We start from the raw sequence: 3,075 nt of genomic DNA, 5'->3' as shown, positions 1-3,075 counted from the left end.
GGCTCGGCGTCATTCCACGCATTTCGGCCGCCGGGGCGCCGCTCTATCGCACGCGCCTGCCTTTCGCCGACGCCGCCGAGCGCATCCGCCATTTCTGGATGCCCTATCACGCCGCGCTGGCGGCGTTGATCCAGGCCCAGGTGGCGGCCCACGGTGCCTGCCTGCTGGTCGATTGCCATTCCATGCCCGGCATCGCCGGCCTGGATGCGCCCGATTTCGTGCTGGGTGACGGGTGGGGCACGTCCTGCGCCCCCGCCGTCAGCGCCGCGGCCGAGGCCGCGCTCCGCGCCCAGGGTTTCGCGACCAGCCGCAACAAACCGTATGCGGGCGGCTACGTCACCCGGCATTACGGCCAGCCGGCACGCCACCGCCACGCCCTGCAGGTCGAAATCAGCCGCCCGCTCTATATGGACGAAAACCGCCTGGTCCCGCATGACGGATTCACGGCGATCCGCGCCGCCATGACCGACCTGCTGCGCACGCTCGCGGGCGTGGCCCAGGATCTGGCCCGCTCCGCCGGCACGACATCATAGACACGATTTCCCAGATACGGCTCCCTGGAATCGCCCCTCGACCGCCTTGCGCGGCCCGGTTCAGCCCGCGTTCGGCGCCTGCCCCGACGGCGTATGCTGATCCACCGCCGCAGGCAGGAACTGCGCCAGCGCCGGCAGGATGGTCGAGGCCGGCAGGCCGGTCCGATCGACCAGCGCCTCGACCTGCTGGTTCGTCAGGATCGATCGCAATTCATCCACCGAGATCGGCAGGTTCTGGCCCGTGCCGATCCATGACCGGACCTTGTCCCCCAGGCCGGCCTGCTCGGCCTGCGCTGCCAGGTTCGAAATCCCCTGCGCCGAGGTCAGTTCGGACAGATGCTGGTTCAGCATCTCGCCCAGCCCGGCCTGGCCGGCCAGTTGCTCCACCGTGTTCAGCAGCCCGTCAAACAATCCGGCCATATCCCACCTGCCTCTCGCTGGCGGCCCGGGCAAAACTCGCCCAGGCCATATCTCGCCGAGCAGATTGCCGCGATGCACCCCATCGCGTCACGATCCGCTCCAAACATACATATTTTATCACGGAATCATCGCCATGGCGCATGGCAAAAAAAAAGCGGCGCTACCGCACCGCGAAAGTTTAGGGAGGAAACGTCCAAGAAGCAGCCGCAAACGCAACGCTGCAACACGTCACACATGGCGCGAATCACAAATTGGTGTCAAGAGAATAGTAGCAGCAACCCGCCGCATGCCGCCGATCCACGGGTATCATTCAACGCCGTGCCGGCCCGGCCGGGAAGATCGGATGGTGGGTGCGACAGGGATTGAACCTGTGACCCCCGCCGTGTGAAGGCGATGCTCTACCGCTGAGCTACGCACCCATCCGTGCTCGGTGGGGCCCTCTTAATGGATCCGCTCCCCCATCGCAAGACGCCTCGTCATAGATTCGTCAAAAGCCGAACATGTGATCCAGCGAGAAGGCGCCGTCCGATGCCCGCATCACGCCGTGATAGCCGAACAGGCGGCAGGTCGTGTCGCGGATCATGACATATCCGCCCTGCCCCGCGCGCTCCAGCATGTCGGCCGCGAACAGCATGTGCGGCCACACCACGGCCGACCCCGAGCACGCGATCCGCAACCCGGTCTCGGCCAGCGTCCGCCCGGCCGCGTCATGCAGGCTCAGCACGGTCCGCGATTCCGCCCGCCATGAATTCGACGCCGGATAGATCAGGCAGCAGAACGCATCGCCCAGCCCGTTCCCGCCCTTCAGGAACAATCGCGTGGTCAGCCCCGGCGGCGGCCCGGAATAGGATTGCGGCTCGCCCCGATAGGTCATGACCGTGTTGAAGATATGCGCACCGAAACTGGTTTCCGCCACATGGCCGCCATCGCGCGCGACAAAGCGCACCAGCGCGTGCAGCCAGCCATCGGCCTCGCCGCCGTCGCGGAAATCATAGACCAGTTCCCCATGGCCGCCGGGCACGCCCAGTTCGGCCAGGTCCTGCGCCAGGTCGTGGTCACGCGGCAGGCAGCCCAGGAATTTCTGCCCGGTCGGCCGACCCGCCGCATCGAAGCAATCCAGCCGCAGCGGCAGGTCGGCCTGCGATTCGGCCATCGGCACCGGCTGGACGATGGTGCGGAACCGCGCGGGGTCCAGAATGGGGAACGGCAGCAGATAGCCGCGCCCCAGGCTGGGGGCCAGATCACGGATTCCCGGGTCGGGGCGCAGATCGGCACGCTCGACATTCAGGTGCGCGATGCGCGTCCGTCCTCCGCCCGTCACCTCATAGCGCGGCCGCACCACATGGCGGCCGGACCGGAATTCGATCTGCGCCGGCCAGGCCAGGTCCGGCAGGCAGTCGGCGACGCGAATCGCCACCGTCTCATAGGGGCCAACCGCACGCGCGATCGGCACATGTGTCTCGCGTCCCATCCGATTCAGGCTCATCGCCCCCGCCGGGATCGGCACCGCATGACTGTTCTGCACCCACAGCACCACGTCCTCGCCCCGATCCGGCGCCGGCAGGTTGGCATAGCGGTCGGACGGCCAGGCATTGGCGTCATGCGTCACCGACAGGCTGCGATTGCCATCGGTACCATAGGTATCCAGCGCGTATTTCACCACGTCATGGCCCGCTACCCCCACGGCGTGGACGAATAGCTGCCCCACGAAGGGCTTCAGCCCGAATCGCGCCCGCACGGCCCGGCTGTCGATGACGATCGCGGCCTCGTCGCCGGGCACCGTCTCCTCCCACGTCGCCAGCACCGCCCCATCGGCATCGAACAGGCGCAGCCACAGCCGCACCGCCGCCGCGCCATAGCGCGACCAGTAATTCGCCGTGACCAGCCGCGTCGACAGCCCGTCCGCATCGCGGAAGAAGGCGTGATTGGTCGCGAAATTCAGCTTGTCCAGATAGCGCTCGCGCACCGTCAGCAATCCGTCCGGCAGGCGCAGCGCGTCCAGCGCCACGAAACGCGCCCCCGGCGGCATCAGATGAGCAATCCGCTCGCCGGTCCGCGCCCCGTCGAAGGTCGCGGCCAGCACGACCGCCGCGCCGGATTCCGGCAGGTCGGTCAGCGCCCG

3 protein-coding genes and 1 tRNA gene are annotated in these 3,075 nt (G+C 67.6%); 1 reads left to right on the top strand and 3 read right to left on the bottom strand.

What is annotated here, in order from left to right; genetic code table 11:
- On the top strand, window positions 1-533 hold a 533-nt coding region (locus tag HUK84_RS13605), incomplete at its 5' end, for an N-formylglutamate amidohydrolase (RefSeq protein WP_176640770.1).
- 60 nt (window positions 534-593) lie between these two features.
- Here the strand turns inward: HUK84_RS13605 and HUK84_RS13600 are convergent.
- The 3 genes from HUK84_RS13600 to HUK84_RS13590 form a co-directional block, all read right to left on the bottom strand.
- Window positions 594-953, bottom strand: a complete 360-nt coding sequence (locus tag HUK84_RS13600) for a YidB family protein (protein WP_176640769.1) — start codon at window positions 951-953, stop codon at window positions 594-596.
- 344 nt (window positions 954-1,297) lie between these two features.
- Window positions 1,298-1,372: transfer RNA gene (locus HUK84_RS13595), tRNA-Val, on the bottom strand.
- Between the two features lie 68 nt (window positions 1,373-1,440).
- Window positions 1,441-3,075: hypothetical protein (locus tag HUK84_RS13590; RefSeq protein ID WP_176640768.1), on the bottom strand; the 1,635-nt coding region annotated here is incomplete at its 5' end.

The sequence above is a fragment of the Nguyenibacter vanlangensis genome, from assembly GCF_013376155.1.
GTDB lineage: Bacteria > Pseudomonadota > Alphaproteobacteria > Acetobacterales > Acetobacteraceae > Gluconacetobacter > Gluconacetobacter vanlangensis.
This window is presented reverse-complemented; position numbering and strand designations above follow the sequence as displayed.